Annotated in this window: 20 protein-coding genes; 5 read left to right on the plus strand and 15 right to left on the minus strand. The window is 68.6% G+C overall.

Annotated features, from left to right (window positions below):
• Nucleotides 1–45: 45 nt before the first annotated feature.
• The gene (locus AC07UH_RS07470) at nucleotides 46–1,131 is read right to left on the minus strand and encodes an AraC family transcriptional regulator (protein WP_495180284.1); all 1,086 of its coding nucleotides are present in this window, start codon (nucleotides 1,129–1,131) and stop codon (nucleotides 46–48) included.
• Nucleotides 1,132–1,191: 60 nt separating this feature from the next.
• Nucleotides 1,192–3,900, minus strand: a complete 2,709-nt coding sequence (locus AC07UH_RS07475) for a TonB-dependent receptor (RefSeq protein ID WP_495180283.1) — start codon at nucleotides 3,898–3,900, stop codon at nucleotides 1,192–1,194.
• A 103-nt stretch (nucleotides 3,901–4,003) separates the two neighbouring features.
• Between AC07UH_RS07475 and AC07UH_RS07480 the strand changes: the two genes are divergently transcribed.
• Complete coding sequence (locus AC07UH_RS07480; RefSeq protein WP_495180282.1) at nucleotides 4,004–4,873, plus strand: DUF6528 family protein; 870 nt, start codon at nucleotides 4,004–4,006, stop codon at nucleotides 4,871–4,873.
• A gap of 79 nt (nucleotides 4,874–4,952) precedes the next feature.
• The gene (locus AC07UH_RS07485; RefSeq protein WP_495180281.1) at nucleotides 4,953–6,104 is read left to right on the plus strand and encodes an ROK family protein; all 1,152 of its coding nucleotides are present in this window, start codon (nucleotides 4,953–4,955) and stop codon (nucleotides 6,102–6,104) included.
• A gap of 118 nt (nucleotides 6,105–6,222) precedes the next feature.
• Here the strand turns inward: AC07UH_RS07485 and AC07UH_RS07490 are convergent, their stop codons facing one another.
• The 8 genes from AC07UH_RS07490 to AC07UH_RS07525 form a co-directional block, all read right to left on the minus strand.
• Nucleotides 6,223–6,915 (minus strand): type 1 glutamine amidotransferase domain-containing protein, encoded by a 693-nt coding sequence (locus AC07UH_RS07490; protein WP_495180280.1) that lies wholly within the window; start codon nucleotides 6,913–6,915, stop codon nucleotides 6,223–6,225.
• A 101-nt stretch (nucleotides 6,916–7,016) separates the two neighbouring features.
• Nucleotides 7,017–7,616 (minus strand): TetR/AcrR family transcriptional regulator, encoded by a 600-nt coding sequence (locus tag AC07UH_RS07495; RefSeq protein ID WP_495180279.1) that lies wholly within the window; start codon nucleotides 7,614–7,616, stop codon nucleotides 7,017–7,019.
• Nucleotides 7,617–7,648: 32 nt separating this feature from the next.
• Nucleotides 7,649–9,070: an efflux transporter outer membrane subunit gene (locus AC07UH_RS07500; RefSeq protein WP_495180278.1), complete on the minus strand. Its 1,422-nt coding sequence runs from the start codon at nucleotides 9,068–9,070 to the stop codon at nucleotides 7,649–7,651.
• An 11-nt stretch (nucleotides 9,071–9,081) separates the two neighbouring features.
• On the minus strand, nucleotides 9,082–12,264 hold the full coding sequence (locus AC07UH_RS07505) for an efflux RND transporter permease subunit (RefSeq protein WP_495180277.1): 3,183 nt from the start codon (nucleotides 12,262–12,264) through the stop codon (nucleotides 9,082–9,084).
• Between the two features lie 55 nt (nucleotides 12,265–12,319).
• Nucleotides 12,320–13,576 (minus strand): efflux RND transporter periplasmic adaptor subunit, encoded by a 1,257-nt coding sequence (locus AC07UH_RS07510; RefSeq protein WP_495180276.1) that lies wholly within the window; start codon nucleotides 13,574–13,576, stop codon nucleotides 12,320–12,322.
• The gene (locus tag AC07UH_RS07515) at nucleotides 13,573–13,974 is read right to left on the minus strand and encodes a hypothetical protein (RefSeq protein WP_495180275.1); all 402 of its coding nucleotides are present in this window, start codon (nucleotides 13,972–13,974) and stop codon (nucleotides 13,573–13,575) included. The genes AC07UH_RS07510 and AC07UH_RS07515 overlap by 4 nt, the downstream gene beginning before the upstream one ends.
• A 306-nt stretch (nucleotides 13,975–14,280) precedes the next feature.
• Entirely contained in the window at nucleotides 14,281–14,892 is a 612-nt protein-coding gene (locus AC07UH_RS07520) for a TetR/AcrR family transcriptional regulator (protein WP_495180274.1), read from the minus strand.
• A 134-nt stretch (nucleotides 14,893–15,026) separates the two neighbouring features.
• Nucleotides 15,027–15,449, minus strand: coding sequence for a VOC family protein (locus tag AC07UH_RS07525; protein WP_495180273.1), 423 nt, complete (start codon nucleotides 15,447–15,449; stop codon nucleotides 15,027–15,029).
• Between the two features lie 179 nt (nucleotides 15,450–15,628).
• Between AC07UH_RS07525 and AC07UH_RS07530 the strand changes: the two genes are divergently transcribed.
• The 3 genes from AC07UH_RS07530 to AC07UH_RS07540 all read left to right on the plus strand — a co-directional run bounded on the left by AC07UH_RS07530 (nucleotide 15,629) and on the right by AC07UH_RS07540 (nucleotide 18,631).
• Complete coding sequence (locus AC07UH_RS07530; protein ID WP_495180491.1) at nucleotides 15,629–16,378, plus strand: response regulator; 750 nt, start codon at nucleotides 15,629–15,631, stop codon at nucleotides 16,376–16,378.
• A complete protein-coding gene (locus AC07UH_RS07535) occupies nucleotides 16,362–17,633 on the plus strand; it encodes a sensor histidine kinase (protein ID WP_495180272.1) in 1,272 nt (423 codons plus the stop codon). The genes AC07UH_RS07530 and AC07UH_RS07535 overlap by 17 nt, the downstream gene beginning before the upstream one ends.
• Nucleotides 17,634–17,725: 92 nt before the next feature.
• Nucleotides 17,726–18,631 (plus strand): intradiol ring-cleavage dioxygenase, encoded by a 906-nt coding sequence (locus AC07UH_RS07540; RefSeq protein ID WP_495180271.1) that lies wholly within the window; start codon nucleotides 17,726–17,728, stop codon nucleotides 18,629–18,631.
• A gap of 30 nt (nucleotides 18,632–18,661) precedes the next feature.
• Here the strand turns inward: AC07UH_RS07540 and AC07UH_RS07545 are convergent, their stop codons facing one another.
• From AC07UH_RS07545 to AC07UH_RS07565, 5 genes are all read right to left on the minus strand, one after another.
• Nucleotides 18,662–19,012, minus strand: a complete 351-nt coding sequence (locus tag AC07UH_RS07545) for a lysozyme inhibitor LprI family protein (protein ID WP_495180270.1) — start codon at nucleotides 19,010–19,012, stop codon at nucleotides 18,662–18,664.
• Nucleotides 19,009–20,295 carry an FAD-dependent monooxygenase gene (locus AC07UH_RS07550; RefSeq protein WP_495180269.1) on the minus strand — a complete coding sequence of 429 codons (1,287 nt, stop codon included), beginning with the start codon at nucleotides 20,293–20,295 and terminating at the stop codon, nucleotides 19,009–19,011. Before AC07UH_RS07550 ends, AC07UH_RS07545 begins: the two co-directional genes overlap by 4 nt.
• A gap of 317 nt (nucleotides 20,296–20,612) precedes the next feature.
• A complete protein-coding gene (locus AC07UH_RS07555) occupies nucleotides 20,613–22,796 on the minus strand; it encodes a penicillin acylase family protein (protein ID WP_495180268.1) in 2,184 nt (727 codons plus the stop codon).
• A 235-nt stretch (nucleotides 22,797–23,031) separates the two neighbouring features.
• Nucleotides 23,032–24,615: a DUF4139 domain-containing protein gene (locus AC07UH_RS07560; RefSeq protein ID WP_495180267.1), complete on the minus strand. Its 1,584-nt coding sequence runs from the start codon at nucleotides 24,613–24,615 to the stop codon at nucleotides 23,032–23,034.
• On the minus strand, nucleotides 24,549–26,021 hold the full coding sequence (locus AC07UH_RS07565) for a DUF4139 domain-containing protein (protein WP_495180266.1): 1,473 nt from the start codon (nucleotides 26,019–26,021) through the stop codon (nucleotides 24,549–24,551). Before AC07UH_RS07565 ends, AC07UH_RS07560 begins: the two co-directional genes overlap by 67 nt.
• Nucleotides 26,022–26,141 lie beyond the last annotated feature (120 nt).

Consider the following 26,141-nt stretch of genomic DNA (forward strand, 5'->3'; position numbering starts at 1 on the left):
CGAAATCGACCGGTCATTTTCGGAAAGGACCGGTCCGCGACCGGGTTAGCCGCCGATATGCCGTCGCCGGAATGCGCTCGGCGTCTCGCCCAGGCGCTGCTTGAAGACGCGGTTAAACATCACGAGGCTCCCGAAGCCCGCGTCCATCGCGATCGTCAGGATCGGCACGTCCGCTTGCGCCGGGTCGGCCAGCGCGTCGCGAACCTCGGCGATCCGATGTTCGTTGAGATAGTCGCTGACGTTGCGATAGCCGAGGCCGCGATTGATATGCCGGCGCACGCGATATTCCGGCGTCTCGACGCGGGCGGCGATCGTGCCGATCGTCAGTTCGGGATCGCGATAGGCGCGCTCCTGCGTCATCATCGTCGCGAGCCGGTGTTCGAGGGCCGCGTCGAGCGGTTCCGGCACGGGCTCCGGCACCGCGTCCTCGTCCGTTATGCCGGCAATCGTGCTGGGGAAGACCTCGGGATGCCGCAATCCGAACAGCAGCGCGGTGATCGCGAACGCCCCGAGGAACAGTCCGGCCGCGGCCGCCATGCCGGACAGCGCGCGCTCGCCCGTGACGCGGCCGACGATCTCGCTGCCCAGCAGCCACAGGATGATGAGCCCGATCGACGCGACGAAGATCGTCCGCGCCGTCCGTCGCGCCTCGACCAGATCGCCCGATCGGTTGCGCCAGACCAGCCATTGCGCATGGACGGCGAACGCCATCCCGCCGAGATAGACCGCCACCTCCAGCCCGACGATCGGCGGCGCCCAGCCGCGTGCCGTTAGGCTGGCGTACAGCGTGCAGCCCAGAAACGCCGCCGACAGGCCCAGGGCGGCGGGCGTGGGGCGAAACGCATCGTCGAACCACGCGCGCGCGAACAGCCAGAACAACGGTATCGCCGCGCTCGCGCTCAGATCCAGCAGCGGATCGAACACGCCCGGTGGATGAGGCAGGCCGGCGAGCGTTCCGACGATCGTACACGATGTCAGCGCCACGCCGAACCGGCTGGGCAGCGAGGCCGGCGCACGCGCGAATACCACCGCCGCCAGCATCAGCAACCCGATCGCCCCGCCGCGAAACAGAAGGTCGAGGTCTGCGATCACCGGCGGTACGGGCTGCGGGTCATGCGTCGCCGAAACCATGGTGCGGCCGATATGTCCAGTACCGCCGTCGTGCGCGCCGCCCGCGGCATCCCCGTCCGTTCAGAAGCGGAACAACGTGCCGAGATAATAGGCACGGCCATTCTCAAGCTCTTCGCTGAGCAGGCCGAAGCCGGGACCGACCATACGCGTCGGGCGATTGTCCGACAGGTTCTTGCCCTGTGCCACCACGGTGATCGCGCGCGACAGGCGTATGCGCACCTGCGCATCGAAGGTGTCGCTCGTCTTGTAGCGGACGTCCTGCGTCGGGTCAGTGGTCGAGACGGTCAGCAACAGTGGCGAGAGGTGGTTCCATGCGCCCTGCACCGTCACCGGGCCGACGGTGTAGAACGCACGGACATTGGCGACGACGTTCGCGCTCTCGACCAGGCTGGACAGGCGGCGGCGGGTGCCGTTGGTCATCATCACCGTCGGCGGCGTCGGTTGCAGCAGGGTGACGTTGGCGGCGAGACCGAGGCCGTCGAGCGGCTGCGGCAGGAAGGCCATGCGGGTGACCACCGCATTGAGTTCGACGCCGTGGATCACCGTGCCGCTGGCATTGACCGGTCGCGTTGTGGTGACCTGCGTGACGACGCCGTTATACGGTTGCAGCGCGGTGTCGCTGACCGTCAGGATCTCGTCGCGCACCGTCTTGATGAAGCCCGCTGCCGAGAACAGGACGTCGCGGCCGGCGTAATATTCGAGGCTGACGTCGTAATTGTCGCTCCGGCGGGGGCGGAGCTGCGCATTGCCGGTCGTGATGGTGACGAAGTTGGTCCCGGTGTTGATCGCGATCGACTGCCGTCCCGCCAGATCGTTGTAATTGGGCCGTGCGAGCGTCCGGCTGAAGGCGGCGCGGGCGCGCAGATTCGCGGTGACGGTCCAATCGAGCTGCGCGGACGGCAGCCAGTCGTGATAATGCTGGCGCTGCTGCCCGTAGCCGAGACGCGTCGTCTTGCCGAGCGTGGTGAAATTGTACGAGCCCGTCGACAATCCGGTGTCTTCGTAGCGGATGCCGGCGGTCAGCCGCACCGCGTCGCGGGCGTAGCGCCCCATCAGATAGCCGGCCTTGATCTCTTCGGTCAGCGTATAGTCGGATTGCAGGCTTGCCTGGCCGTTGGTCGCGTTCGCCGTGAACTTGCCGGGATTGGCGTGGAAATAGGCGGTGACCGCGGCCGGATCGAAGAACATCACGCGCTGTCCGCTGCCGTTATAGGGCGTATAACGCTGCGGCGCGATGAAGCTGGAGAGTGGTGCGGCTCCGGCGACGGGGGTGTAATCGCTGACGGTGCGGTCGTAGCGGCGGTCAAGGAAGCGGGCATAGGCGCCCGTCGCAAAGCCGAAACCGTCATCCTCATTCGCCATGTTGACCGTCAGATTGGCGCGCGCGGTCAGCGCTTTCTCCTTCTGATCGTCGGGCGTGGTCTGATAGTCGTAGAAATTGTACCTGGTCGGATCGGTCACATAGGCCGGCTCCGCGAAGGTGAATTGCGGGAAGCCGCCCGGCGTGAGCGCATAAGCGTAAGCGAGACGTGTGCCGGCGGGGATACGGAAGACCGACGTCGTCGCATCCTGACGATAGGTGACGACCGCATAATTGACCCCGAGGTCAGCACGGATATGGTCGCCGAGCGTCAGTTCGCCATGCAGGTCGGCATATTTGATGCCGCGCTTCTGGAAGAAGCGGGACTCGTCGGCCTGAGCGTAATTGCCGCTGGTGACCTTGCCGCCCGACGGCGTGACATCGGTAATATAGGTGTAGGTGTTGGTCGCCGCGGTCACCGCCGTGTTCGGTGTGACGCTGTTCGCCTGACGATCCTCGTCGTTGGTGTGATGGAAGTCGGCGACGGTCAGTGCGCCGCTGAACATCGCATGATCGTCGAACTCCAGCTTGGCGAAGCCGCCGTAGCGCTGGCGAAGATTGTCATAGTGCAGCCAGCGGCGCACCGACGGCACGACGGCGGCATTGCTGGCATCGCTGATCGCCGGGTTCAGCCGCCGCCCGCTCGCGGGATCGACGTAGAACGGTGCCGTGCTCGCGCTGTCGAGCGACGCGCTCACCCGGCGGAAATAGCTGCCGGCGACGACGATGCCGAATTGCCGCTCGGAACCGAAGGTCGTCGAACCGACCAGTTCGGCCTGGCCCGACGGCGGGTTGCCGCCGCGCGTGCGCCGGAAGTCCCAGCGGCCGATATCGACGCGACCGCCGACGAAGCTCTTGCCGCCATTGTCGAACGCGCTGCGCGTGCGCAGGTTGGCGATGCCGCCGATCGCGTTGCCGTTCATCGCCGCGGTCATCGACTTGTAGACCTCGACCCGGCTCGCCAGCGACGACGGGATCACGTCGAGCGAGACGTTGCGGCGCGCAATCTCGTTGGCGGGCAGCGGCACGCCGTCGATCTCGACGAGATTGTAATCGGCGTTGAGCCCGCGGATCGAGAGGAATTGCGCCTCGCCACGGCCGTTGTTCTGGATCGTCGAGACGCCCGGCACGCGGGTCAGCGCCTCGCCGAGCCCGAAGTCCGGCAGCGTACCGACCTCGTCGGAACTGATGCTGTCGGAGATGACAGCGATCTCGCGCTTCGCAGCGATGTCCTTTTTGGCCTGCAACCGTGCGCCGGTGACGACGATATCCCCCTCCGCCTCCGGTCCGGCGGTGGCCGACGCATTCTCGCGCAACACCGATGGAAGCGTGTCGCTCTGCGCGGCAGCGATCGCGGGGATAGCGCCGGACAGCATCAACAGGACACGGCAAGTGGTACGCAGCAACATGACATTTCCCCCTAGGTCTGACTTGGGAACGTCATTTAATAACTATAGGTGACATAACGGTGACGCGGAGCGATTTGGCGCAGCCGCGCAGACGAAGGAACCTATGACGATGATGTTGCTCGGCATGTTGCTCGCCGCCGCGTCGGTGGAGGTGTCCGGCCTGGTCTATGCCTGCGGCGACGATCAGGTGCGTGAGTTGAAGATCGACAGCAAAGCCGCCACCGAGTCGTGGCGCTGGTCGGCCAAGGCCGCAGCCGATCTGCCGCGCGACTATCGCGACCGCCTGCTCGGCCATATCGACGAATGCAAACCGGTCGAGGACGGCCGTGCGATCCTCGTCACCGCCTCGACCGGCGGCGCGGTGCTGATCGATCGGGCGACGGGGAAGGTCCAGTTCCGGGCCCGCGTGCCGATGGCACATTCGGCGGCACTGCTGCCCGGCGGCCTGGTCGTGATCGCGCTGTCGATCGATCCCGCCGGCGACCGGCTTGACCTGTACGATCTCCGGCACAGCGAGCGGGTCATCCAGACCCTGCCGCTGCCCTCCGGTCATGGCGCGGTGTGGGACGAGCGCCGGCAACGGCTGTTCGCCTTGTCGCACGATCTCGTTCAGGCCTTCCGCCTCGACCGTGGCGCGGCCGGGCCGCGGCTGGTCGAAAGCGCGCGCTGGTCGCTGCCGGGCCGGCACGACGGCCATGATCTGTCGCCTGCTCCGGACGGCGGCTATTTTGTCACGACCGACGACGGCGTATGGCGCTTCGATCCCGATGGCGGCAGCTTTGCAGCCTATGCGCCGCTCAATCCCGGCCGGCAGGTCAAGGCGGTGAGTGCGGTCGACGATCGTATCGCCTGGGTGCAGGCCGAGGCGAGCTGGTGGGCGCACGGCTTCACGGTGATGCGCCCGGACGGCAGCGAGCGGCGGCATGTGCCGGTGCCCGATCTGCATCTCTACAAGGTGCGCTGGGTACAATGAACCGCCGCCGCATCTTTTTCGACGGCGTCTTTGCCCTTGGCCGGTTGACACGGCGCGGCGGGCGCGGTGTCGAGGAGCGATGACCGATCCGTTCGCCGGCGCCTTCCCGGCATCCTTCCTGCGCGACGACGGCCGTCGGACGGCGACCGCCAACGAGCGCGTGGTGATGACGCTGCTGTCGAAGCGGGGGGCTGCCTCCCGTGCCGATCTCTCGCGGGCGACCGGCCTCGCCCCGCATTCGATCACCCGCCTGGTCGAGCCGCTGCTCGAGCGCGGCCTGGTGGGGGAAGGGATGCCGGAGATCAGCGGCCGGGGCAAGCCGAGCGCGCCGCTGCGCCTGCTCGCCGACGCCGCCTTCGCCGTCGGCATCTCGGTGATGACCGATGCGGTCTCGCTCGCGCTGATGGATATCACCGGTGCGATTCGGGCACGCGCCTCGGCGCCGCTCGAGAGCGCGGATTTCCCGGCCGCGGCCGATCAGCTCGCGCGCCTGATCGACGATACCGTCCGGACCGCCGGGCTCGATCCGGCGCGGCGGATCGGCATCGGCGTAGGGGTGACCGGCTATTTCGTCGGTGACGGAGCGCGGCTCAATCCGCCTGCGCAACTCGATCCCTGGGCGTTGATCCCGCTCGATACAATGCTGGCCGATCGGCTCGGCGGGCCGTTATGGGTCGAAAATGACGGCAATGTCGCGGCGGTGGGCGAGGCGATGCTGGGGGTCGGGCGGACGGTCGGCGACTTCGCCTATCTCTATTTCGCGGCAGGCTTCGGCGGCGGTGTGGTCGCGGGCGGCGCGCCGATGCGCGGTGCGCATCGCAACGCCGGCGAATTCGCCTCGATCCTGCCCGAAGGCTGGGCGCAACCGAATCTGGAGACACTGCGGCTCTGGCTTGCGGCGCATGGCCATTCGTGGCCCGACCTGCATGCCATGCTCTCTGGCTTCGATCCGCACGATCCGGCCATCAACGGCTGGCTCGACACGTGCGCGCCCTCGCTCAACCTCGTCGCCTCGGCGATCTCCGCGATCCTCGATCCCGAACTGATCGTACTCGGCGGCAGACTGCCGCCCGCACTGGCCGACCGGATCGCCGCCCGCATTCGCTTCACCAACCCCGAGCGTCGCGGGCATCACCGTCCCGCCCCGCGGATCGTCGGCTCTGCGATCGGCACCGACGCCCCCGTCATCGGTGCTGCAATGCTGCCGATGCGCGCCGCGTTCTTCACCTAACGCATTGATTGGCAGTGTGATGCCGGCGCCGTGCGCGGCGTGACCGTGGCGCCTTCCGCCGGTCGGGAAGCCCCATCGCGGCCCGGCATCGCCCCATGCCGGGCCGCGCACCGGACCGTCAGTCCGTGCTGCGCTCGGCGAGCAGGTCAAGCAGCCGCTGCGCGGCATCTGCCGACGAGCCGGGGTTCTGCCCCGTGATGAGCAGGCCATCCGCCACGACGTGCGACGCCCAATCGTCTCCGCGGGTGAATTTGCCGCCATTCGCCTTCAGAATGTCCTCGACGAGGAAGGGTACCACGTCGGTCAGGCCGACCGCGGCTTCCTCGCTGTTGGTGAAGCCAGTGACGGTCTTGCCGGCGACCAGCGACGTGCCATCGGCAGCCTTGACGTGGCGCAGGACACCCGGCGCGTGGCAGACCAGCGCCACCGGCTTGTCCGCCGCGATGGCCGTCTCGATCAGGCCGATCGACCGCGGGTCTTCGGCAAGGTCCCACAGCGGGCCGTGACCGCCGGGATAGAAGATCGCGTCGAAATCCGCCGCCGATTGCTCGGCCAGTACGTGCGTGTCGGCCAAGGCGGCCTGCGCCTCCGGGTCGGCGGCGAAGCGGCGGGTGGCATCGGTCTGCGACGACGGTTCGTCGCTCTTGGGATCGAGCGGCGGCTGGCCACCCTTTGGCGAGGCGAGCGTGATCTCGGCGCCAACGTCCTTGCAGACATAATAAGGCGCGGCCAGTTCCTCAAGCCAGAAGCCGGTCTTCTTGCCGGTATCGCCGAGCTGGTCGTGCGAGGTGAGGACGATCAGGATCTTCATGTCTGGCTTCCTTCGCTGTGATGAAGCCCGACATAGCTCATATTAGACCGGTCGTCTACAACCCCGTAGATTGATTGTGCAGGATGCCAGCTCGACTTCCGTCACGGCGTCAGACCGAGAAGCTGTCTGGTCGAGCGCAGGGCGGTGTCGAACGGCGCGTGCGTTCTGACAATCTTCGCCATTACACTGGCGCCAAGCCAGAGATGGTAGAGCGACGCGGCCACGTCTTCGGCCGCCCCGGTCACGCCGACCGAGCCATCGGCGACGCCATCTCCAACCATGCGGGTCATACGCGCGATGATCGCGGCGGTACCCGTCTTCAACGTCAGCCGCATCGGCTCGGACAGATCGGCGACCTCGGCCCCGAGCTTGACCGCCAGGCAGCGCCCCTGACAGTCGAACGCGCCCTGATTGTCGCGCCAGGCCGCGAAATAGGCGCTGAGCCGCTCGGCACCGGTCAGGCCGGGCCGCGCGACCAGCGCATCCATCTCGGCGAGATACTCGTCGAAATAGGCGGCGAGCATCGCCTCGCCGAACGCGTCCTTCGATGCGAAATAATGGTAGAAGGAGCCCTTGGGCACGCCGGCGTCCTTCAGGATCTCGGTCAGGCCGACGGCGGAAAACCCCTTGCGGCTCATGATCGTCTGGCCCGTCGCGAGGATCGTGGCACGCGTACTGGTATCTGGAGGCGGAGGTGACATGGACCTGACGTATCATCGGCTAGACCGATCGTCTAGGATTGCTTGCCGCCTCCCGCCGTCTCGCGTGCCCAGCGGCCGCCCAAGGCGCGGAACAGGTAGATCTGCGCGGTCGCGATCGCAGCGTCCTGCCCGGCGAGCGCGGCCTGCGCATCGGCGAGCGTACGTTCGGCGTCGAGCTGCGACAGGCTGTCGATCCGCCCCTCGCGGCGTTGCGCGCGGGTGATGCGGGTGGCGCGATCGGCCTGGTCGAGCGCGCGTTGCAGCGCGGTGCGGCGGTCCAGCGCGCGGGCATAATTGGACAAGGCCGTCTCCGTTTCGCCGAGCGCGGTAAGAACGGTGCCGTCGAAGCTCGCCAGCGCCGCCTGCGTATCGGCCTTCGCCCCGGCGATCCGCGCCCGCGCGCGGTCGCGGTTGACCGTCCAGTTGAGCAGCGGACCGAGCAGGAAGTTGAGCGGTCCGGCGCCGAACAGATTGCCCAGCCCGGTACTGGTCTGCCCGATCGACCCGCCTAGGGTGATCCGCGGATACAGGTCGGCGGTCGCTACGCCGATGCGCGCGGTCGCCGCCGCCAGCCGGCGCTCGGCGGCGCGCACGTCGGGGCGGCGCGCCAGCAGCGTGGCGCCGTCGCCGACCGGGATCGGCTGCGTCAGGCGCAGCGTCGCGGTGCGCTGCGCGGCGATCGCGGGTAGCTCCTGCGGCGTGCGGCCGGTCAGCGTCGCGAGGCGGAACAAGGCCGCCTGCCGCTCGGCCTGCAACAGCGGGATATCGGCGCTGCGCTGGTCGCGAAGCGCGGCGATCCGCGCGGTGTCGAGCGGGGTGGTCATGCCGACGTCGACGCGGCGTTCGGTGGTGCGCACCTGCCGATCCAGCAAAGCGACGATCCGCTCGGCCACCGCGATCCGCTCGGCCGCGGCGGCGGCGTCGGCATAGGCGCGGGTCGTGTCCGCGACGATCGCGACGCGGACCGCATCGGCGTCGGCATCGGCGGCCGCGACGTCACCGCGCGCGGCGGCGACGTTGCGCGCGATGCGGCCGAACAGGTCGACCTCGTAGGACAGGTCGAGTCCGCCGTCGATCAGCCACGTCTCGCTGCCGACGCCGGGCGGGCGCTGCGCCTGTGAAAAACGGTTGTAGCTGGCGCCAGCGCCCAGCGTGGCGCGCGGGGTGCGGTCGGTACGCACCTCGCGCAGCGTGGCGCGCGCTCGGGCGAGGCGGGCGACCGCGACACGCAGATCGGTGTTGGCGGCCAGCGCCTGTGTCACCAACCCGTCGAGCACGGGGTCGTCGTAGAGCCGCCACCAATGATCGTCGGGTGCGGCGACGCTGGTCGCGGCACTCGTCGCGACGAACGGCGCGGCGGCGGTCGGCGGTGTCACCGGCAGGCGATAGTCCGGTCCGGTAGCACAGGCGGCGAGCGCGAGCAGCGAGACGGCGGCGGTCAGGGATTTGAGCATCTTGGCCCTCCTCATTCGGCAGGCTGGAGCGCGGGATCGGCGGCACCATGGCGGGTGCGGCGCGCGGCGAGCCGCAGGCCGAGCACGCGGCAAACGACGTAGAAGGTCGGCGTGAAGATCAGCCCGAAACCGGTGACGCCGATCATCCCGAAGAACACCGCCGTCCCCAGCGCCTGTCGCAGCTCCGCGCCCGCACCGCTGGCGACCAGCAGCGGCACCGTGCCGAGGATGAACGCGAAGCTGGTCATCAGAATCGGGCGCAGCCGCACCTGCGCGGCCTGTACCGCCGCCTCGACCGGCGAGAGGCCGTCCTGCTCCTCGGCCTGTTTGGCGAATTCGACGACGAGGATCGCATTCTTGGCGGCGAGCGCGATCAGCACGACCAGCCCGATCTGCGTCAGGACGTTGTTGTCGAGCCCGCGCAGATTGACCCCGATCATCGCCGCCAGCAGGCACATCGGCACGATCAGCACGATCGACAGCGGCAGCAGCAGGCTCTCATATTGCGCCGCCAGCACCAGGAAGACGAACACCACTGCCAGCGCGAAGACGATCCCCGCGGTGCTGCCCGCCGCTTTCTGCTGATAGGCGATGCCGGTCCATTCGCTGCCATAACCGCGCGGCAGCGTGTCGGCGGCGAGCTTCTCCATCGCGATCAGCGACCGTCCCGAGGAATAGCCGGGCGCGGTGTCGCCATCGACCTCGACCGCCGGATAGAGATTGTAGCGCGTGACGCGATACGGACCGGTGCGGTCCTGGAAGGTCGCGACCGACCCAAGCGGCACCATCCCGCCCTTGTCGGATCGCGTCTTGAGGTCGGCGATGTCGGCGGGGGTCGAGCGGAACGGCGCGTCGGCCTGTGCGGTGACGCGATAGGTGCGGCCGATCAGGTTGAAGTCGTTGACGAACGCACTGCCCAGATAGACCTGCAACGCCTCGAACACGCGCGCCGGCGGCACGCCGAGCATATCGGCCTTGGGGCGATCGACATCGGCGAAGATGCGCGGCGTCGCGGTGTTGAAGAAGGTATAGACCTGCGCGAGCCCCTCGGTCTGGTTGGCCTTGGCGATCAATGCGCCCGCGGTGGCGTCGAGCTGCTTGTAGCCGGCACCCTGCCGATCCTGCACCATCAGCCGATAGCCGCCCGCCGATCCGATCCCCTGGATCAGCGGGGGCGGGACGACGAGAATGCGTGCCTCGTCGATGTCGGCGGTCGCCTTGCGGGTGGCGTCCATCAGCCCCGCGAAGGTGACGCCCAGCTTTTCGCGCTCGGCGAACGATTTCAGGGGCACATAAGCGGCGGCGGTGTTGGGGGCGAGCGTCTGCGACGGGCCGTCGAAGCCCGCCAGCATCACCACGCCCTTGACGCCGGCGAGCGGCAGGATGCGCTTGGCGACCTTCTGCACCACCGCGTCGGTACGCTCGACCGAGGCGCCCGCGGGGAGCTGGACGATCGTCAGGAAATAACCCTGATCCTGCGCCGGGATGAAGCCGGTCGGCGTCGCCCAGAACAGACCGACGGTGGCGACGATCAGCCCGGCATAGACCGCCATCATCCGCTTCGGCCGTCGCACCAGCCGGGCGGTGAGCGCGGCGTAGCGCACGCTCAACCGCTCGAATCCGGTGTTGAAACGGTCACCCGCGGCACGAACGAAGCGGATGGCGCGGTTGCCGCCCTCGTGCGTGTCGTGCGCGCGCAGCAGGATCGCGGCGAGCGCGGGCGACAGCGTCAGCGAGACGATCAGCGAGATCACCGTCGCCGTCGCGATCGTCACCGCGAACTGCTGGTAGAAGGCGCCGGACAGGCCGGTGAGGAACAAGGTCGGCACGAACACCGCACAGAGCACCAGCACGATCGCGACCAGCGCGCCGGAAACCTCGTCCATCGACACCATCGCCGCCTCCAGCGGCGGCAGGCCGCGCGCCAGATTGCGCTCGACATTCTCGACCACCACGATCGCATCGTCGACGACGATGCCGATCGCCAGCACCAGCCCGAACAGCGACAGCGTGTTGAGCGAATAGCCGACCGCCGCGAGCACCGCGAACGTGCCGACCAGCGACACCGGGATCGCCACGATCGGGATGATCGCCGCGCGCCATTTCTGGAGGAACACCAGAATGACGAGCACGACCAGCACCATCGCCTCGAACAGGGTGTGGATCACGGCATCCACCGATTGCGCGATGAATTCGGTGGGATTGTAGATGACGCGATATTCCAGCCCCTTGGGAAAGGATTTCGACATCGCCTGCATCTCCGCCTCGACCTTCTCGGCGGCGGCGAGCGCATTGGAGCCGGGACGCTGGAACACCGCCGCGATCACGGTCGGCTGGCCGGACAGATAGGTGTTGGAATTATAGTCCTGCGCACCCAGTTCGACGCGCGCGATGTCGCGGACGCGCACCTGCCGTCCGTCGGCGTCGGTGCGGATCACCACGTCGGCGAATTGCCCCGGCTCGAGCAGGCGGCCCTGCGTCTCGACGTTGAGCTGGAAGGCACTGCCGTGCGAATAGGGCGGCTGGCCGAGCGAACCGGCGGCGACCTGCACGTTCTGCGCGCGCAGCGCCGCGACGATATCGCCGGCGGTGAGGTTCAGCGCGGCGGCGCGGCCGGGATCGATCCAGACGCGCATCGCATAGTCGCGGCTGCCGAACAGCCGCACGTCGCCGACCCCGTCGATCCGCGCGAGCCGGTCGCGGACCTGGGTCAGCGCGTAATTAGAGATATAGCCGCGATCGAGCGAATTGTCGGGCGAGATCAAATTGACGACCATCAGGAAGTCGGGGCTGGTCTTGCGCGTGACGACGCCCAGCCGTTGCACCTCCTCGGGCAGGCGGGGGACCGCGATCGCGACCCGGTTCTGCACCAGCACCTGCGCCGCATCCAGATCGGTGCCGATCTTGAACGTGACCGTGATCGTGACGTTGCCGTCGCCGGTCGACTGGCTCGACTGGTACAGCATGTTGTCGACGCCGTTGATCTCCTGCTCGATCGGTGCGGCGACCGTCTCCGCGACGGTCTCGGCGGACGCGCCGGGATAGCTCGCGGATACGGTGACGGTCGGCGGCACGATGTCGGGATATTGCGCGACCGGCAGCCCCCAGTAAGCGATGGCGCCGACCAATGTGATGATGACCGCGATGACGCCCGCGAAGATCGGGCGGGTGATGAAGAAGCGCGACAGGCGCATGATAGGCTCCCCCTTTACGAGGATGAAGACGGCCGGGACGTGGGTCGGCGAAGCGTCAGGAGGTGAAGGTCGCCTCGCCGGTGGTCGGCGACAGGCCGCCGGGGGCGGGGGCGGCGACGACCGGCGCGATGCGGCCTGCGCGCACCTGCACCTTCGTTCCCGGCATCGCCATCTGCGTGCCGCCGATCACGACGCGATCGCCGCGCGACAGCCCGCCGCTAACGATCCGCAGCCCGTCGACGACCGGGCCGAGCGTCACCGGCTTGACCACCACCGTGCCGTCGCGGGCGACGGTCAGCAGCGTCTTGCGCGCCTGATCGGTCTGCACCGCCGAATCCGGCACCAGCAGCGCATGCGTGGTGCCGCCGCTGGCCAGCCGCATGTTGCCGAACAGACCGGGGGTCAGGAACATGTCCGGGTTGGCGAGCACGGCGCGATTGCGGATCGTGCCGGATCGCGGATCGAAGCCGTTGTCGGTGAAGTCGAGCGTGCCGTGCCAGCGATAGTCGCTCTCGTCCTGCAACCGTACGTCGACCGCCGGCGCGGCACCGGTGTGTGCGCGCTTCCCCTTGAGAAACAGCGCCTCCGAGCCGTCGAAGGTGAAATAGATCGGATCGAGCGCGTTGATCGTCGTGAGCAGCGTGCCGCTGGTGTCGCCGCCCGCGACGAGGTTGCCGGGGTCGACGCGGCGGCTGGAAATCCGCCCGCCGATCGGCGCACGGATCTGCGTGAACTCGACATCGAGCGCGCGGGCGCGGACGCGCGCCTCCGCGGCAGCGATCGCCGCGGTGGCGGCGCGGACGCGGGCGCTCAGTTGGTCGAGCTCGCCCTTCGACACCGCATCCTCCGCCTCCAGCCGGTTGGCGCGGTCGAGGTTGGCGCGAGCGAGCGCGAGGTCGCTGCGCGCGCTCGCCAGCCCGGCGCGGGCCTCGGCCAGCGCGGCGGCGAACGGGCGCGGATCGATCGTGAACAGCAACTGGCCCGGCCGCACGGTCGCGCCGTCGGTGAAGTGCAGCGCGGTCACCGCGCCGGATACGCGCGCGCGGACCTCGACGGTGCGGCTCGGTTCGAAGCGGCCGACGAAATCGTCCCATTGCGCGACGTCGCGTTGCAGCGGTGCGGCGACCGTGACGGTCGGTGCGGGGGCGGCCGAGGCGGTCGCCGGCTCGCTGCGATTGACCACCACACCGGCGGCGATCGCGAGCAAGGCGGGGACGCCGAGCCACAGCGACCGCCGCAGCAGCGACGACGACGCGGCCGGCGGGGCGAGCGGCGTCGCGTGGGTGGTGTCCACGGGGGCATGCACGGTCATCGACGCGCTCCCATCGTCTTGCGGCGGGCAACGCCGATACTGTCCGTCATCAGCGCATATTGCGCCGGCGAGAAGCCTGCGTTGAGGAAGCGGGTCAGCTCGGCGCTCGGTATCGTATAGCCGTAATGCCACGCGAACACCGCGATCCGGCGCAGCGCCTCCAGACGCTCGTCCGCAAGCATCGGGTTGTGCGGCTGCCTGAACAGCGCGCCGAGCGCGCTGGCCATGCGGCCGGGGCGGCGCAGCGACGACAAGGCGTCCTTGCGTGCCAAAGCGACGACCGACCATTCCAGCCCGGTGAGCCGCGCGGCAGGTTGGTCGTCGACCGACGGCACCGCGGGCGGTGTGGCAGGGGGAAGGGCGGGGAGGCGGTCGGCGTCGAGCATCAGATAGGCCATGCGAGATCCCTGAATTGGACGTGCGCGAACACCGCCCGCCATCGCGGACGACGACCGGACACACCGATCGATCGGTGGCGGGCGCACGGAGCCGGCGGGCGCTGGCGGCCCGTTGCGGCAGGTCGTGATGAGAAGTGGCGGGCGCGACCGTCAGGTCGCGTCAGGTCGTCCGGTCAGTCCAGGATCCATGTTGGCTCCTTCGATCGTGAACCGCCGGCGTGGCGTTTCATTCCGTACCGCATGGTATATTAACCGCTTCCGGGAAGATCAACGTCTTTCTGTACCGGCCGGTAATTTATTTCGCGTTCAGCGGCTGGGCCACATCATCAGCCCGATGTCGACGACGCGGTCCAGATCGGCGCGGGTCGCGCCGGAGCCGGCCTGCACCGCCATGCCCTGCAGCATCGCGTAGAGATATTGCGCGAGTCCTTCCGGATCGGCGCCGGGGGCGAGGTCGCCATCGCTCTGCGCCGCACGGAAGCGCTCGACCAGCGCCGCATGCGCAGCGGCGCGACGCTCGATGATATGGCCTCTGATCGACTCGGCCTCGGCCCCGCAGGCGGTGGCGCTGATGACGCCCAGACAGCCCTTGGGATCGGAAGTGCTGGTCTGCGCCACGACCGCGCCGCGCATGAGATGCTCGGCGACCGCGCGGGCGGTCGGCTGTTTGAGGGCGTCGCGGGTATAGGCCATCTTCTCGGCGCCGTAGAGATCGAGCGCACGATGGAACAGCTGTTCCTTATTGCCGAACGCGGCGTAGAGGCTGGGTTTGGTGATGCCCATCGCCGCGGTCAGATCCGCCATCGACGCGCCGTCATAGCCCTTCGCCCAGAATACGCCGAGCGCGGCGGCCAGCGCCGCTTCGGTGCAGAATTCGCGTGGACGGCCACGCGTCGCAACGGCAGGAGCAGATTGCATAACGCTCGGTATATAATGGTCGACAACGCCCGCGTCGAGGGCCGTCACATAGTAAGTCATTCGTCCGCGATCGGTTTTCGAAAGCGGTCAGGCGTTCGGGAGTGAAATGTGGGTCGACCTCGGTCGGATCACGCCTAAGCCTGATCCGGCGGCCCCGCCTCGATGGCGGCGGGATCCATCCAGAACGGCCCGAAGCCATGACCATCGAGGTCCTCGAACGCGCGGCTGTACATGAAACCCATGTCTTGTGGTTCGTGCAGCTCGCGTCCACCCGCCTCGACCGCTGCGCGCGTGATCGCGTCGACGTCCTCGCGACTGTCGAACGACAGCGCGTAATGGCCGGTGGAGTGCGTCGCGGCATCGACGATCGTCTTCTCCGTGAATGTCGCGAAGAAGGGCTTGGCGAGAAGCATGATGTAGATCGCGTCCGACCACACCATCGACGACGACTGCGCATTGCTGAACCGCGCGTTCTTCGCGAAGCCGATCGCCTCGTAGAAAGCAGTCGATGCCGCGACATCGGCGACCGGCAGGTTGACGAAGATCATCTTTGGCATGGTTGAGGTCCTCTCCATCGTAGCGACGGCCGTCGACTCGGCTCGTACGCGAACTATGCGCTTCCCGATGCCGCCCGTCGTCCCCGCATTCCATAGCCGGGGCCGTGGGCAGCGTCGGACCGACAGCAATGTTGCAGACGTGCAATGCGGTGGATACGTTCGGCGTCCATCATCGCCCCATGCCAGAGCCCGCGCCCGTCTTGAATCGCGAAACCGCCATCCTCGTCGTGGACGATGATCCGGACATCCGGGAACTGCTCGCGGGCTTTCTCATCGGTCATGGCTATATTGCGGATACGGCCGCGGACGCCGACGCGATGCGTATCGCGCTGTCGCGCCGTCCCTATGCGCTGATCGTGCTGGATGTCATGATGCCGGGGGAGGACGGTCTGGCCGTCCTGCGCTCGCTCGACAGGGCCAGTGCGCCGGCGGTGATCATGCTGTCGACGATCGCCGGCGACGTCGATCGCATCGTCGGTCTCGAGATGGGCGCAGACGATTACATCGCCAAACCGGCCAATCCGCGCGAGTTGCTGGCGCGGATCCGCTCGGTGCTGCGCCGCAAGGAGACGGCCATGCCGGCTCCGCGGCGGACGGCGCACAGGGCGTTCCAGCGTTTTGCGGGGTGGCGCTTCGATCCGATCGGCCGGGAATTGTACGACCCCGACGACGTCCTCATCCATCTGTCCGACGGCGAGTTCCGCCTGCTGATCACGCTGACCGAGCGCCCGCGCCGGGTGTTGTCGCGGGACATGCTGCTCGATCTGTCCCGCGGTCCCGCCGCGGAGAATTTCGATCGGGCGATCGACGTCCAGATCAGCCGCCTGCGTCGGAAGATGAGCCGGCTGGACGGGCAGGGCGGTGACGATCTGATCCGAACCGTCCGCAACGAAGGCTATATGTTCTCGGCAGATGTCGAGGTCCGCTAACGCCCCCTCGATCGTCTGGCCGATCTTCGCGCTGGTCATCGTCTCGGTCATCGTCGCCGCGATGGTGCTGTTCGCCGTCACCTTCAGCGGTCCGCCGCCGCGCGAGATGGCCGGAGGCGTCGCGAAGGCCGCGCAGATGCTACGGAGCGGGGTGCCGCCGGGACGGGACGGGCCGAGCCCGACGTTCCGGACGATGCCGACCGCCCCGACCGCCCCCGCAGGCTTTCACGTCGATGGCGCAGCGGCCGCGCAACTCGCCGCCGCGCTCGCCGTGCCGCGCCGCGACGTCCTGGTCCTTACGATGCGGCCGCAGGACGAGCCGGGCGGCGGCCTTGGCCGCGACTTCGTGCTCGGCTGGCGCACCGCGGCCGGATGGCGGGTGTTGGAGAGCCCGCGGCCCTTGCTCGGCGCCTGGCATGTGCGGACGCTGGCCGCGATGCTGCTCGCGATCGTCGCGCTGGCGGTGCCGGCCTGGGCGCTGGCGCGGGCGATCTCGCGGCCCCTGGCGGCGGTCGCGCGGGCGGCGGAACAGGCGCATGCCGGCGCGAGCCTCCCGCCCCTGCCGCAGGGCGGCGCGCGCGAGGTCCGGGCCCTGTCGCGCTCGGTGGCCGGCATGCATGCGCGCCTCGCCGCTCATGCCGAGGGGCGCACGACGATGCTGGCCGCGATCGCGCACGATATGGGCACCCCGCTGTCGCGGCTCGCCTTCCGGATCGAAGCACTGCCCGAGGCCGCGCGGGAGCGGGCGCTCGGCGATATCGCCGAGATGCGCGGCATGATCGCTGCGGCGCTGTCGTTCGCCCGCGACGAGCGCAGCGACGTCACCGCCCGGCTCGACCTCGGCAGCCTGATCGAAAGCCTCGTCGACGATCTGGCGGATGTCGGCACGCCCATCGTCGCGGCGCCGGGGCCGCGCGCCGTCATCCGCGGCGATGCCGCCAGCCTGCGCCGGCTGTTCGCCAATCTCATCGAGAATGGCGTGCGCTACGGTGGCGGTGGCGAGATCGGCTGGCAGCTCGTCGATGACGCGGTCGTCGTCCGGATCGACGATCGTGGCCCGGGCATCGCGCCGGACATGCTCGAACGGGTGTTCGAACCCTTCGTCCGCGGCGATCCCTCGCGCAATCGCGCAACGGGCGGGACCGGTCTCGGCCTCGCCATCGCCCGCTCGATCGCCACCCGGCATGGCGGACAGGTGCGGCTGGAGAACCGCGCGGTCGGCGCGCGCGCGACGGTGACCCTGCCGATCGCCTGATGTGACAGCGACCGTCATATTGTTGCAGCCGGCTGACATACGCCGGTGACGCCGGGGCTCGATGCAAGGTCATCAATCCTTGCGGAGCCTATATGACCCAGCATCACGACGATCACGGCCACAGCCTGGCAGAGGACATGCCGCTGATGGAGGCGATGATCGGGCGTCGTCGCGCGCTGCGCTGGTTCGCCGGCGCCGGCACCGCCGCCCTCGTCGCCGGCTGCGGCGGGAACGGCAGCGATGCCTCGTCGGCGAGCGTCGCGGTGGTGACCGGCACGACCCCGACGCCTACGCCGACGGCGACGACGGCCACACCCACGCCGAGCGCCACGACCGGTACCTGCGTCAAGGATGCCAGCGAAACGAACGGGCCCTATCCGGCCGACGGCACCAATACGTCGAGCGGCTCGACGTCCAACGCGCTGACGGCGAGCGGCATCGTGCGCAGCGATATCCGGTCCAGCTTCCTCGGATCCAGCACGACGACCGCCACCGGTGTGCAGTTGAAGCTGACGCTGACCGTCGTCGACGTGAACAGCAGCTGTGCCGCACTGGCCGGCTATGCCGTCTACATCTGGTGCTGCGATCGCAACGGGCTCTATTCGCTCTATACGGCCGCGGCGGAAAGCTATCTGCGCGGCATTCAGGTGACCGACGCCAACGGGCAGGTGACGTTCACGCTGATCTTCCCCGGATGCTATTCGGGACGATGGCCGCACATCCACGTCGAGGTGTTCTCCTCGCTCGCCACCGCGACCAGCGGCCGCTACGCCTCCCTGGTCGGGCAGTTGGCGATGCCCGCCGCCGCTTGCTCGACCGTCTATGCCGATACCGCGACCTATCCGTCGAGCGCCCGCAATTTCGCGCAGATCTCGCTGTCGAGCGACAACGTCTTCGGTGACAATAGCGCGGCGCAGATCGCACAGCAGACGCCGGCACTTACCGGCAGCGTTGCGGCCGGCTACGCCGGCACCGCGACGATCGGCCTGGCCCGCTGACTTGCCCGCGATCGCGCGGGACGTTCATCCTCAGCGAAGCCTTTTCAGCCAGGTGATGCGCCGCCGGGTCTGTGCCGTCAGGCAAGCCGGATGATTGGACATCTCGATCGTCCCGCTGCCTTCGACGCTGGCTATCGGGCAGGCCCGATCGCGCTGTCCGAGCCATGCGCGCTGCGCTGCCCGCAGGGCGGAGCGGCGGGCAGGGGGAAGGCGCCGCTTCGTCGATCGGTAGACGTCGTTCAGCTCGGCGTCGCGGCGCCTGTAGTCCGCAACGAAGCACGCCGACATCGCCGATGTCACGCCCTGCGCCGCTTCCCCGGAATCGAGGCAGCGATTGAGCTGGCTCGACGCGGCAAGAATGATAGCGAGCACGATCATCATCGATCTCCGTTCCCGGGATCAATGCCGCGGCGTTCGATTGGCTCCCCGGCGACGCCGGCAGGCGCGTCCGGGCGATCGATCTGGCCGACGCCACAGATACGGTGGGCGAAATACGTCGCACCGTCACGGGTCTCCATCAGGTCCCGAACGATCGCGCGCAGCGCCGCTGCGCCCGCATCCGGCCTGAGCAGCGCGACCTGTGCCCGCGACCAGTCGAGCACCTGTTCGGCGATCGGCCGCCGTTCCTGCTCGTAGCTGTCGAGCAGCGATGATGGTGCCCGGCCGTGCGCGACCGCGGCCAGTTTCCACCCCAGGTTCGTCGCGTCACCTATACCCAGATTGAGGCCCTGTCCGCCCAATGGGGCATGTACGTGGGCGGCGTCGCCGGCCAGCAGCACGCGTCCCCGACGATAACCGGCCGCCAGAAAGGCGCGGTCGGTCCATGTAGTGGCCAGCTCCACCGCATTCACGGCGACGTCCGTTCCCGAGACGCGCCGCAAGACGGCCTGTACGTGGTCGCGGGTGAGCGGCGTGGTGCGGTGGTTCGCTCCGCCATCGAAGTCGATCATCGTGACGACGCCGGGCGGCGCATAGGTATACATGCCCGTCGCGCTATGCTGGCGGCCGGGGCGTAGCGGATTGGGTTCGTCGAGGCGTAGCGCCATCGAATAGCCGGTGAACTCCGGCTCGGTACCGGCGAAGCCGATCCCGGCGGCCTTGCGCACCGTGCTGCGTCCGCCATCGCAGCCAACCAGCCAGCGGGCACGAAGCGGGCCGCCTCCGGCACGCACCTCGACGCAGTCCGCGAGCGCCATCACGTCGTCGATAGCGCAGCCGTAGCGGATCGTGACGCCGAGCGCGTCCGCCCGGGTCGCGAGGACGTGCTCGATATCCGCCATCGTGACGGCGAGCGTCTCGTTGCCGCCGCGTGCCTGCGCTGGCCATTGTTCGTCGTCCACCAGGTCGCGGAAGAATTGCAGGCCGGCGAAATGCCCGGCGGGACGCCTCTTGCCGGCCGTCCATGGCGCTGTGACGGCTACGGTCTGCGCCGTCATGAGCGCTTCGAGCGGCTCGAGCAGATCGCGGCGCGACAGGCTCGCCAGCGTCGGCAGGTTCAGCCCGCGAAGGCCGAACGGCAGCGTCTTCAGCGGCGATACTGGCGTGGCGGCGCGCTCGAGCACGAGGACGCGGCAGCCGGCGAGCCCGAGCTCGCACGCCAGGAATAGGCCCACGGGTCCCGCGCCGGCGATGATGACGTCGTAGGTGGAATGATCGGGTAACATGGTTGTGGCTCCTCCAGTCGATGTTCGACCGGAGCGTTCCCCATTCAGGCACCCTCACGGACGAACGGCCGGGCGCCGCTAATCGGCGTCCGCTGTTCGTCGTGGGGGTCCCGGCCGAGGCCGAAGACCAGAGCTTCCGTTACCGGAAGGGCTTGGGCTGACCACACCAAGCCTGCCTTTTCCGACGATCCTCCCATAGCGGATCGCCATCGTCCGGGGAATATCCCTCAATGCCTGCAATCGACGGGACGACGTCAGAAGGCGGCGCGACGTCGCGCCCTGCCGCAATCCCGATCCGCGGTGCCGGCATCGCCGTGCTAGTCGCCCGGTCGATAGCGACGTTCGATATGCCCGTTCAGTTCGTCGGGATAGAAATAGACCGGACGGAGCGTGCCTTGGGCGTAACGCGTGGCCTGATCGGCGAAGTGACGCGAGCTGGGGTCGCCGCTCTGGCCGCCGGCCATTACCGCCATCGCCTTCACCCGCGGACCGAATTCGACGACGGCGACGAAGCTGTTGCCGCTGGTGCCGTAATAGCGCTTCGTACCCGGCCAGCGCTTCGCCCCGAACGAGGCCAGACTGCCCCATTGGGCCGAGGTGAAGGGCACGGGGATGGAGGGCGCCGCGTCGTCGAAGTGCGGCGCGATCGCATCGTCGAGCCGCTGGAATCGATTGATCCGTCCCCACGGTATGCGCCAGCCGCCGAAGTCGCGGGTCAGCCGGTCGATCGCATCCGACAGCGCCGCGAGCTTGGCGTCAGCACCGACGCGGGTGGCGATATAGTCGGGGACGTTCAGCCGTTCGGCCTGCGCGAAGCCGCCGACCGCGTGCCACAGCTGGTCGCCCCAGAACACCGCGAGACTCGTTGCGGCCGACTCCTGGCTCCAGCGCCGATCCCAGCCTTTCAGCGCGGCGATCGGGGCGGCGAGCGCCTCACGGCGGGGATCGCGTGCGGGCAAGGCGTCCCACGCTGCGACGAGCCCGGGCAGCAGCTGCGCGAAGGCGGGCAGATAGGGATCGAAGGCGGCGGCGCGCAGCCGCTCGGCCGTCCAGCCGCTCTTGCCGGTCAGCAGCAGATCGGCGTGCACGCCGCGTGCATTGCCGCCGACCTGATCCATATAGCGGGGATAATCCGTCGCTTTGGGGCTGTCGGGACCTGCCGCGCTCCAAGGCCAGTCGTTGGTATTGTGCACCCATCCGATCCGCGGGGCGACCACGCTCGGCAGGCTGGCGAGGCTGTGCAGCCCGTGCCAGTCGGTTGCCGGATCGCTGCCGTCGACCGGGCGGGTATAGTCGAACCGGTCGCTGCGCACCGGCATGAACTGCGGCATCAGGAAGGCGATCTCGCCCTTGTCGTCGGCGAACAGCGTGTCGTTGGACGCGTTCGCCTTGCGTTCGGCGACCGCCGTATAGCTTGCGAGATCGGTCGCCTTGGTGCGCAGATAGCTTTGTTCGAGTGCGGGGACGGGTTTCCACATCAGCGCGGTCGCGATCCAGCGTCCCGCCTTCCTCGCGACGATCGGACCGTGATGCGTGTGATAGGTCGTGAAGCGCCGCTCCGCCATCGTGCCGTCGGCCTTGCGGTAGCGCAACGCGACGGTGCGGGTCGCCACCGGGCGCCGCTCGCTGCCGTAGCGATAGGCGTAGCCGGCGCCGCGCCGTTCGATCCGCTCGGCGAATTCGTCGATGGCGTCGACGGTCGACGACGTGTGCATCCACCCTGCCTTGGCATTGAAGCCCTGATAGACGAAGAACTGGCCCCAGGTGCTGGCACCGTAGGCGTTCAGGCCCTCGGCGCTGGTCATCTGCGCCTCGGACCGGAAATAGAAGCTGGTATGCGGGTTGATGAGCAGCAGCGCTTTGCCGTTCGCCGTCAGCCGCGGGGCGATGGCGATACCGTTCGATCCCGACGGCTCGCGCGGCACCGCACCCATTTCCTCGGGCGTCGGCGGGGTGGGCGTGCCGTAGAAGGTCTTCAGGTCGCTGAGCGTGATCCGCTCGATATCGCCGCCGATGCTGCCCTCGGTGAAGCTGAGCGCCATCCACGGTTCGAAGCGGGTCAGGACCCTGGGGCGTGTCCGGGGATGGGTCGCCAGATAGAAGTTCAGCCCGTCGGCCCAGGCCTGCATCAGCGTGCGCAGCCAGGCGGAACTGGCGGCATAGTCGCGGCGAAGCGCGGCCGGATCGACGAACAGTCGCTGGCGCAGATCGGCCCAGATCGCGTCTTCGCCCGCCGCTTCGGCGGTGCGACCGAGTGCGGTCAGGTAATTGGCCTCGATGCGGGCGAAGTCGTCCTCGGCCTGCGCGTAGATCAGGCCGAACACCGCGTCGGCATCCGTCCGTCCGCGGATATGGGGAATGCCCCAATCGTCGCGCGTGATCGTGACGCGCGCGGCCTGTGCCTGCCAGCGCGTCGCCTCGCCTGGCGGCGGGCTCGGCGCGGTCGCCAGCAGGGCCGACAGGATCACGGAAGTGCGCGTGCGTCGGAGAACCTTGTCCATCCGCGCAGCCTAGGGCGGGATAAAACGAAAGACCATGTGCCGGCCGACGATCGCCGCTGCCTAGGCGGGAACGGTCGCGCGACGCTCGCCACGATGGCTGTGAACACGTCTATAGCGCCGGGCTTGCGTCTCTCGCCATCCGGCGCATGGTGTTTGGAGGCCGCGACGTTCGCGGCTGGGGCGACTAGTGGGACCCCGCGATCAGGTCGGTTTCTGAGTCAGCACGTCCGGCAATCTAGTCAGACCCGAGCATCTCGTAATCGAACGTCGCTAGGCCGTTCGCCGGCACCGTCGTCGCCCAGACGTAGCGGCCGTTCCGCCGACGGAGGGGCTGCCGGAATCGCAGATGCCGGTCGTCACCGCTGGTCCCGAGCCTGGCCTCGAACTCGATCGGCCATGGGGTGGCGTTGGTGACCGTCAGCAGATGACCGTCCGCGTGACGGCGCGCCGGCCGATCGGCGATCTCCACCGACACGCCGGGGCCGGCATCGAGCCGATACTCGATGTCCTCGCCCACCGCTTTGTCGTCGGTCCTCGTGGAGCCGATCAACAACCGCCGACCGCCCATCTCCTGAAACACCTCGACTTGCCCCGCCGGCAATGGCGCTCCGAGGCCACCGGTGGTGGTGTTGCGCGCGCGCAGGATCAGGCGGGGGGCGCTCGCATCGGCGTCGAAGACGTCGCTGACATACACCGCGCGCATCGCCACGCCTTGCCGGGCGAGGAATGCCACCTGCTTCTGCGCTTTCGCCGCGACGGTGACCCGGTCGGGGAAGCGGTAGAGCTTGAGGTCGCCAAGTTCCTCCTGCTTCGCGATTCTAGCGCCAGTGACGACGATTTCCTGAGCCATCGGCGCTGGCGGGGGCGGGGGTGGCGGCGGTGGCGGGGGAGGCGGCAATGGCGAGGAATAGTCGGCGCCGGTCGGGAAGCATTGCAGCGTCAGTGCGCGGTTACGGTCGATGCCGACTATCGGTAGCCGGTCCGACTCCACCCGATTGACCTTGCCGGCCACGGCTGCCGCCCGCGCGTTGGGGAAGCTGGTGACGTCGTTCGATGCGAGGGTCACCCACGCGAACAGATCAGCGGAGCGACCATCGGGCTGCATCGTCACGACATAGTCCGCTTGCCAGTCGAACCCGGTGGCGAGGTAGGACAGGGTCAGCGTGGCGGTGGCCGCGTGCGCGCTGGTGGTTCGGATCGACAGCGTCGGCTTGTCGGACAGGCCGGCGGGCACCTCCGGATAGACGATCGCCTCCGCAAGGCCGGTGCATCGCACCGCCTCGGTGCCGGCAGCCAAAGTGACCAGCGCGGCGCCGCGGGCGGCGGAGCGGATCGTCGCCGGCTGTTCGACCACCTTGCCGGTCGCGCGGTCGGTCCGACGGATGATGACCCGCCGACCGAGCGCCCGGTCGTAGAGCGAACGCGGCGAGAGCAGGTCGGCGTCGAGGTTCTTCTCGATGACCCCGCTCGGCAGGTCGGCGACGACGGCGGACTCGGGCAAAATGTTGCCCGCAACGCCCTCGAACCGGATCACCGCCGTGCCCGCCGGCAGGGTGATCGTCCGCCGTTCGGTGATGAGCGCGACACCGGCGGGGTGGTTGCGGTCGATCTCGCGACCCCGGCGATCCGGCGCGCCGTAGACGGTGACGCTGACGTCGTCGGGCCTGGTCGAGGTGACCACCACCTGCGCGTCGAGCACCGTCGGCGCAGCCACTGCCAGCAGCAGGGCGAGCCAGGCGAGGCGCACGATCGTCAGTACCGCGTGTCGAAGGTCGCGGTCAGCGTCGCGGTGCCGTTCGCGGGCACCCGCACATGCCATATCCGCTCGTCGAGCGAGCGCTGCTCGCCCGGCTGGCTCTCCGCCGTTACGCGCGTGTCTTCCCACCTGTCGCCAAGGCCCGCCTGGCTGACGTCGACCGTCACCGGCTCGGGCCGGGCGTTGGTCAGGACGTAGCGCATCGCGGTGCGCCAGTAGGTGACGCTGCGCGATTCCTCAACCGTGCGGGTCGGCGCGCCTTGAACCTTGATCCGGTAGCGGGCGGTGCGTTCCCACTCGTCGGCCAGGATCTTCTCGCGCTTGTCGACCGCTGGTTGAACCTTCACGTCGAACGCCTCGCCCGTCTTGATTGCGAGCTGGCTGCCCATCGGCGTGTGGCCGATGCCGTTCTCGCCGACGAACTGCGGCTGCCCCGTGGCGTCGCGCATATAGACGCGCACCGTCCCCGCCGGCAGCGCATCGCCCAGCCCGCCTTCGCGCGCGGTGGAGAAGCCGATCACCGTGTCGGCCGAGCGCGGCTCCTGATCGCTGCCCATCCAGCCGTTGCGGAACGCGTACAGCTTGCGCGCGGCGACACCGCCGACCGACAGGAAGCTCACCTGCTTCTGCTGGTTGGCGGCGATGGTGGTGCGGTGGCCGAGTGGGTAGAGATAGAAATCGCCCAGCCGCGCACGGCCGGCGCTCTGCGTCCCCGGCCGGGTGCCCGGCGCCAGCCCCAGGCTGCGGCTGCTGTTGCCGCCGGGACCGCCCGCGACCAGCAGCGCGTCGGCATCGACATAGGTGGTGCCGCCGCTATTGCCGAGCGTGATCCAGCCCTGCACGTCGACGGTCGATTTACCCTCGTCGAACAGCGCCACATAGTCGGCCGACCACGACAGGCCGCCGGTGAGATAACTGATCGTCACCGGCCGCCGCCCGGCGTTCTTCGCATCCAAAGTGATCGACAGCGTCGGTCGCGCGCGCAGGTTGGGCGGCAACGAATCGAAGACGACCCGCACGGGCAGGCCATCGTCGCGCAGCACCTCGATCCGGCTGCCGATCTGCAGGATGACGCCGTCGTTGGAGGCGAGCACCCGGGCCTGTTCGCGCGTCTCCGCACCCGTCGCCGGGTTGGTGCGGACGAGGGTGATGGTCTGTCCCACCGCCTTTTCCATCAGCGCGCGCGGCGACAGCAAGTCATAGTCGTAATTCTGTTCGACGATCGTCGTGCCCTCGGCCGACAGGCGGACGGTGGCGGGGCGGATCTCGCTCGACACGTCGGGGAATTCCTGCCGGGAGATGCCAGCCGGCAGGGTCATCTGCCGCGTGTCCTGGATCAGCGCGGTGTCGTTGGCATAGATCGTGACCGCCACGTCACCCTGCGCGCTGCGGCCGGCAACCGAAGGCGGCACAGCCTGAGCCCATGCCCCGGCAGGCACAACCGCCAGCAAAACCAACGTCGATCGCATAGTCTCTCCCCCTGCGGTGAGCTTACGGGGCGGGGCGGCGCCGCGCAACGTCGGACATAGACGACGCGGGGGACAGGCCGGTCATGCGGAACTTGAACGGAAGGTAGAAGCTGGGCGCGC

It is taken from the genome of Sphingomonas sp. GW821-FHT04B01 (genome assembly GCF_059420425.1).